The sequence below is a fragment of the Neomoorella sulfitireducens genome (genome assembly GCF_024733845.1).
In the GTDB taxonomy this organism is placed as follows: domain Bacteria; phylum Bacillota; class DSM-521; order Neomoorellales; family Neomoorellaceae; genus Neomoorella; species Neomoorella sulfitireducens.
Genome location: NZ_JANRHG010000025.1, coordinates 1 through 6,948, shown reverse-complemented (window position 1 = coordinate 6,948; position 6,948 = coordinate 1). Strand labels below are relative to the sequence as shown.

The window sequence follows — 6,948 nt, the reverse complement described above, 5'->3', positions numbered from 1 at the left end:
ATTGCTTTCTTCCTTTCCTTTTAAATTGCCCCTCATGATTAACCGTTGTTTTAGACAGCAACGAGAAAGCTGCTGCCGCATATTCCTTATATTCCTATTTTGCTAATAGAGCAGGTTAGGTAGGAATGTGACCAGTACTGGAACCGCTGAGAACAGCGCCACCAATATGACATCAGCAATAAAGAAAGGCAAAACTCCCCGGAAAATTTCGTCAGGAGGAATCCTGAGTAGCGCCGAAACCGCAAATACGTTCATCCCGATCGGCGGCGTAAGACCGGCTATCTCGCCCATAAATACCAAGGTTATGACGATTACATAAGGATCAAAACCCAAACTGGTTAAAAGGGGAAACACTATGGGAATTGTAATAATGAGAATCGAGGGGAGATCCATAACGCAACCGCAAAAGATATAGAAAACCACTACTAACCAGAATACCGCAAATGGGGGCAAATTAACTCGCGTGATAAGGTCGGCAAAGTTTTGTGCTAGCCCGCTCAGGGCGACAAAGCGGCTGAATAGAAAACCCGATACAATTATAGGGAAAAACTGGGCGTTCATGACCGCCGAATCCCAAAAACACTTGCCTATTCTGCGAGGCTCCATCCGCCGGGCAATGGCATAAATGAGAACACCAAAAGAACCTATCGCCCCAGCGACAGTAGCAGGAAAAACGCCAAAGAACATCCCGCCTATCACTAGAAAGAAAAGCCCTAAAATGGGCAGGATAAGTTTTAAGGAACCTAACCTTTCTGCCCAGGTAATCTTTAACTCGGCAGCCGGTATGCGCGCGGGCCTCAAGACACCTATAACAAATATCAAGACACAATATACAAGGGCAGTAATAAGCCCGGGGACAATTCCACTAACCAGCGCCCTTCCTACAGAGACATTGGTTAGAATAGAAAAAATTAAAATACCCATACTGGGGGGTATCAACGAGGATAAGGCGCCAGCCGCAGTGATGCATCCTAAAGAGAGCCGGCGGTCGTATCCATACTTTTGCAACTCCGGCAGCGCCAGCTTGCCGAATATTACATTACCCGCAATGGAGACACCACAACAGGCGCCGAAAAGGGCATTGCCGCCTATAGTAGCCATAAGTAGCCCGCCCCGGAGCCTTCCTAACCATTTCCGGGCAGTATCATAGGCACCCTCTCCTACACCACTTTCACCAGCCAGCACCCCCATAAGCAGGAACATGGGTAGAACCGCAAAGCTGAACTGGGCTACGATATTGTATGGTCCGGTGGTAAAGTAATTCAAGGCGACCTCCGGTCCACCGATGAGCCAGAAGCCGATAAAGGCCATCACGCCCATGGAAATAAAAATAGGGATGCCCACCAGTACCATGCTGATCATGATTATAAAACATACAAGTCCGATAATTGCTTCGTGGGACACTTTAAGCGCTCCTTTCTCCTGCCGGTTCCGTGACTAACGATGCGGCCTACCGGTTTTCATTTTGGCAGGCCATACTGCCCACTTCCTTTATGAGGGATATAACAAATGCCAGGGCCAAAAAGAAATAACCAATCATCAGGGTGGCTACGAAAGGCCAGATTTGGAATTTCACCGCTCCACCAGCGGTTTTGTGGGCCAGCATGCATTCCTGCATGTACACAAAGCCGCGCCAGCCGAACACGAAACAAATGATAATGCCCAGGATATTGCCGGTGAGCCTTATCCCGCACTTCACTGCCCTGGGCATACGCTGCTGAAGCAGCTCAATCCTGGTGTGCCCGCGGTCAAGCTGTACAAAGGCCACGGCCAGAAACACCAGGGGGGCATTCAACGACTGGATAAACTCCGGGGCTCCCGGGAAGGCGTGCCGCAAAAACTTAGTGCCTACAATGTCTATGACTGCTATAAACATAATGGCAGCCAAAGCTACTGTAGAAGCTATGGAGAAGCCCCAGGCGATTTTGTTCATCGATGCCTCCACCACCGCAAATGTAGTCCGGCTGCCGCTTTGTTTTTCGCTCATTTCTGTTTCCCCTTTCCGAAACCTAAGGACGGCAAGCAAATACATCCTAATTTTACCACAAAGGGGGACTCACCACGTTTGACCTCCTGCGTGGTGAGTCCCTATAGCCCTGGTATGCGAAGACTGTTTACTGGGAAATTCCTAATAAATCGTCAACATACTTTAAGACAGTCTTTGCCTGATCTGCTTTCCCCGCCTTGGTGGCGCGCTCCAGCATGTCGTTCTTGCCGTACTCGAAAATATTTTGGAACCACTGCTTAGCATCTTCCGGCGAGAGTTCTTTCACAACAGCGCCGGCGTTCTTCAGGGTTTGGATGTTCTGTTCTTTGGTGCTCTTCGTTAACTCAATGCTGTAATCGGAAGCGGCTTTAGCTCCCTCAATGAAAATCTGCTGGATATCAGAAGGTAGTTTATTCCAGGTATCCAGGTTAACGGTAATCGGGTTGCCGGCCGTATATGTCCCGTCAAAGACCCAGCACTTGGCCACTTCGTACCATTTAAGCTGGACCGTAGGCCCGAATCCCATATGGGTGATGTCAATGATACCTCGAGAGAAATCCTCATAAATATCGGGGGGCGTCACGTTGACTACCGTGACTCCCAGCTTGGCAAAGGCTTCCTGGGCAGCACCGGCGCCGAGTTTCTTGCCTTTAAAATCTGCCAGGGAATTGACTTCTTTCTTGGAAACAAACGCATTGCTACCGCCGGACACGAAGTTCAAGTATTTTATGTTATGTTCTTTGGCCTCCTGCTCCAGCAGGGCAGAAGTTTCGGGAATCTCGAGGAATATTTTATTAAAATATTCCACGGCCTTTTCTGGGCTGCCGGGGCTCCACTCGGGAATTGCAGACAGTGGAATTTCATCTTTAAATGCTACATGGGGAAAACTAACCACATCTACGGACCCAGAGCTAACTAATCGTAAAACCTCAGGAGGCCCTCCTAGCACCCCGCCGGGATACCGTTCGAACTTCACTCTTCCTCCAGATTTTTCTTCGACATAATCGCAGAATTTGTACCCGATCATGGCTCCTTCTTCAGTTTCCTGGTAGGTGCAGGCGTACTTAAGCTTGATTACATCCTGGGACTTTTGCGTCTCCTGCCCACCCTGGCCAGGTGCCTGGGTTTGCTTGGACGCACAGCCTCCCGCAAAAATCAACGTCAAAATTAACAATACCGGGCATACCCGCACAAGTAAACGCAATTTCATGTAATCCCCTCCAATTGTAATAATTCTTCACCTACTAAAAATAAATATAGTTAGCTATTTTTTTCTCGTCATCACCCCCTCTTCTTAGTTAACACATGTTAATTTTTTATTATTAATTGTTTTATAATTGTTTTTTATTTTATTAGACCAACCTCATCAGTGTTTTTTAATCCTTACATAACCGCCTTGAGGTTTTATTGCTTGTTTTTTCTTTCTATTATGTTACATCCATATTATAGCAATACCCCCTTTGAAATGTTTAATTCTATTATCACTACATAGTTATGTCATAATCGCATAACTATAATTTTGTGCTCGACTTAGTAAGCCTAATTAAACCCCACAGAACTAATACCAAAGAGTTCCTGCATACGATTCTCGAGATTTCCATCTCCTTTTAGCAGCTGTTCACATATAGTCGCACCACAGAAACCATGGGATCTTCCCACATAATAAAATCACTACCTTCGCATAAGCTCTTCTGCACCCTTGCATTTCTTTTACGAATGATATACAATTAAGGCAACAAGCAACCATGGAGGTTGCTAAAAGACCATGGAGGTTCTCACGGCATCTTCCATGGTTTATTTTATTTTAAGCACAAGATGGGAGGGGAAACGTATGCATATGGCAGATGCCCTGCTTTCACCAGCTGTGGGCGGAACCATGTGGGCAGTTACGGCAGGTGTTGCAGCATATTCAATAAAAAAGGTACAAAATGAATTAGATGAGCAAAAAATACCTTTGATGGGGGTACTGGGCGCATTTGTCTTCGCTGCCCAAATGATTAACTTTACGATACCGGGTACAGGATCCAGCGGCCATTTAGGAGGAGGTACATTGCTTGCTATATTGCTGGGACCTTACGCCGGTTTTCTAACCTTGGCCTCTGTTTTAGTCATCCAGGCGCTATTTTTTGCCGACGGCGGGCTGCTTGCCTTGGGATGCAACATTTTTAATCTCGGATTTTATACATGTTTTATTGCCTATCCCTTGATTTATAAACTGCTTGTACACAAAGGCTACTCAACAGGTCGCATATTTGCCGGGTCGCTACTGGCCGCTATAATTGGCCTGCAGCTAGGAGCATTCAGTGTAGTTCTCCAAACACTATTTTCGGGTATAACAGAGTTGCCCTTCAGGACGTTTGTTATGCTGATGCAGCCTATTCATCTTGCCATCGGGGTGGTAGAAGGGCTCATCACTGCCGCCGTCGTCGTCTTCATTTGGAAGGCCCGTCCAGAAATAATCGAGAAGGCAGCGTCGGGTCAAACGATAGGCAGTAGTGACATTAAAAAAGTTCTTGCCGGTTTTGCCGTTATTGCAATTATAACCGGTGGTGTTTTCTCATGGTTTGCCTCGGCAAATCCCGACGGCCTGGAATGGTCGATGTTTAACACGTCAGGTAAAGAGGAACTCGAGATGCCGGGCGGTATTCATCAAACCCTGGCTTCTATTCAGGAGAAAATCGCGATTTTGCCCGACTACAGTTTTAAAAGCAGTGAACAGGAAGTAGATGGTGATGCTCCCGAGACCGAAGGATGGCCGGCGGTGAATGCCGGCACCAGCGTATCGGGACTGGCCGGCGGTGCAATGACTTTACTTTTAGCTGCAATAACAGGTCTTATTATAAGATCAATTAAAAAGAGGGAAAAAGCAAGGGCTGTTTAGAGTAAAAGCAGCAAGGCGGGGGCTTTAAACCCCGCCAAAACTTATATAATGGGATGATATTAATGTCCAATCCGGTGGAATCATTATATAACATAAGGTTACTTGATGAACTGGCAGAGAAAAAGTCTATTATCCATAACGTGCACCCCCTTATGAAAGTGTTAACAACGGGCGCATATCTTTTAGTAACCGTCTCCTTTAATAAATACCAGTTAAGCAACATGTTACCCCTGGTATTCTATCCCGTTATTGTCATGTCCCTGGCAGATATTCCTGCAATCCCGATTTTTAAAAGGGTACTTCCCGCTTTACCTTTGATAACCGGTATAGGATTATTTAACCTCCTGTACGACAAAAGCCCAGTGCTGGTGTTGCCATGGATAACTATTCCCGGCGGCTGGGTTTCTTTTTTATCAATTTTAATTAAAGGCTTTTTAACAATACTGGCAGCACTCATTCTTATAGCCACCACCGGCATGACAAAAATTGCCCTGGCATTAAGAATCATGAGGATTCCCGGAGTATTTATTATCCAGCTCCTGTTAACGTACAGGTATATCGCAGTACTGCTTGAAGAAGCAGGCCGTATAGTACGTGCCTATTCATTGCGCTCTGCGGGTGAAAAAGGGATCAAATTTAGAGATTGGGGCCCGTTAACGGGACACTTGCTCATCAGGTCGATAGAAAGGGCCCAACGTGTTTACCGTTCAATGTGCTGCCGGGGATTTGCAGGAGAATATCATACCGGTAGAGAAAAAGGAATTAATACTGGGGACATCCTGTACTTTGCCGGATGGAGTATATCTTTTTTAATAATCCGCTACTTCAATATTCCGGCGATGATAGGTTGGCTAATGATGGGAGTAAGGAGATAAATGAGCCACCATATTATCCAAGCAGACAATTTAAAGTATAAGTATCCCGATGGCCGCCAGGCGTTGAACGGAGTTACTTTCCGGATTACCCACGGGGAATCCGTTGGCATCGTCGGTGCCAACGGCGCAGGCAAGTCGACCTTGTTGATGCACCTTGCCGGGGTGTTGTTTCCAGATGAAGGAGAAATCAGGATAGGCGAAGTGCCCTTAACCAGGAAAACCTTGCCGCTGATCCGGCAAAGGGTAGGGATGGTTTTTCAGGACCCGGACGACCAGTTATTTATGACCACCGTGTATGATGATGTAGCCTTTGGGCCGCGTAATTATAAATTACCCGAGGAAGAAGTTGAAAAGAGGGTAATTAGCTCCCTCGATACTGTTGGAATTTTACATTTGAAAGACAGGCCGCCGTACAAGCTTTCAGGTGGTGAAAAGCGCGCAGCAGCTATTGCGACGGTTCTAGCCATGAATCCTGATATCCTTGTCATGGATGAACCAACGTCATCCCTTGATCCGAAATCAAGACGCCGTTTAATAACACTTCTTCAAGGCTTTACCCACACGAAGATAATTGCGACCCATGATCTGGACATGGTATTTGAACTTTGCGAGAGAACAATTGTTTTAAAGGACGGCAGGGTAATAACTGACGGTCCAACAGAAAAAATCCTTTGTGATGCAGAACTGATGGAAGAATGCGGGCTGGAGTTGCCCTTAGGCTTACTGGGCTGTCCCGTCTGTAATGCGAAAAAGACCATTTAAATTGATAGCCCTCTCCAGGTGGCTACCTTCTTTTGGACCCCTGGCCGCCTCTTTTATTCAAGCCTGCGGAAGCTCGCACCTCATTTTTTAAGACCTCTTTATACCTTAAAGCGCCCCGTCTGCTCTTGCAGCCGCCTTGCCACCTCAAACACCTGCTGGGCGTTGGCCGCTATCTCCTGGGTTGAGGCCGACAGCTCTTCGGCCGAAGCGGCAATCTCCTCGGCAGAAGCCGACGTCTCCTCGGCCACCGCGCTTATGCTCTGCGCCCGGTCCAGTACTACATCCTTCGCCTTCATCGTATTATCTACTTCGCGATAAGTCGCTTCTATCATGGGCGCGATCGCTGTTACCGACCCCAGGATATCGTTAAAGGCCTTGATGGTATCCTCCACACTCTCCAGCTGGCCGGATGCCTGCCTGGCTACTTCTTCTGAGGTAAATAC

Annotated in this window: 6 protein-coding genes and 1 pseudogene; 3 read left to right on the top strand and 4 right to left on the bottom strand. The window is 47.0% G+C overall.

What is annotated here, in order from left to right:
* Window positions 1–102: 102 nt before the first annotated feature.
* The 3 genes from NWF31_RS14370 to NWF31_RS14360 form a co-directional block, all read right to left on the bottom strand.
* Window positions 103–1,404, bottom strand: coding sequence for a TRAP transporter large permease (locus NWF31_RS14370; protein WP_258361195.1), 1,302 nt, complete (start codon window positions 1,402–1,404; stop codon window positions 103–105).
* Between the two features lie 46 nt (window positions 1,405–1,450).
* Complete coding sequence (locus tag NWF31_RS14365) at window positions 1,451–1,987, bottom strand: TRAP transporter small permease subunit (RefSeq protein ID WP_258361194.1); 537 nt, start codon at window positions 1,985–1,987, stop codon at window positions 1,451–1,453.
* 127 nt (window positions 1,988–2,114) lie between these two features.
* Complete coding sequence (locus tag NWF31_RS14360) at window positions 2,115–3,197, bottom strand: TRAP transporter substrate-binding protein (RefSeq protein ID WP_258361193.1); 1,083 nt, start codon at window positions 3,195–3,197, stop codon at window positions 2,115–2,117.
* A 621-nt stretch (window positions 3,198–3,818) separates the two neighbouring features.
* On the opposite strand from NWF31_RS14360, the gene NWF31_RS14355 reads away from it, so the two are divergent.
* The 3 genes from NWF31_RS14355 to NWF31_RS14345 all read left to right on the top strand — a co-directional run bounded on the left by NWF31_RS14355 (window position 3,819) and on the right by NWF31_RS14345 (window position 6,505).
* On the top strand, window positions 3,819–4,868 hold the full coding sequence (locus NWF31_RS14355) for an energy-coupling factor ABC transporter permease (protein ID WP_258361192.1): 1,050 nt from the start codon (window positions 3,819–3,821) through the stop codon (window positions 4,866–4,868).
* Between the two features lie 74 nt (window positions 4,869–4,942).
* On the top strand, window positions 4,943–5,743 hold the full coding sequence (cbiQ, locus tag NWF31_RS14350; protein WP_258361191.1) for a cobalt ECF transporter T component CbiQ: 801 nt from the start codon (window positions 4,943–4,945) through the stop codon (window positions 5,741–5,743).
* A complete protein-coding gene (locus NWF31_RS14345; protein WP_258361190.1) occupies window positions 5,744–6,505 on the top strand; it encodes an energy-coupling factor ABC transporter ATP-binding protein in 762 nt (253 codons plus the stop codon).
* Between the two features lie 98 nt (window positions 6,506–6,603).
* Here NWF31_RS14345 and NWF31_RS14340 read toward each other — a convergent pair.
* A pseudogene (locus NWF31_RS14340) lies at window positions 6,604–6,948 on the bottom strand (methyl-accepting chemotaxis protein); the annotation flags it as partial.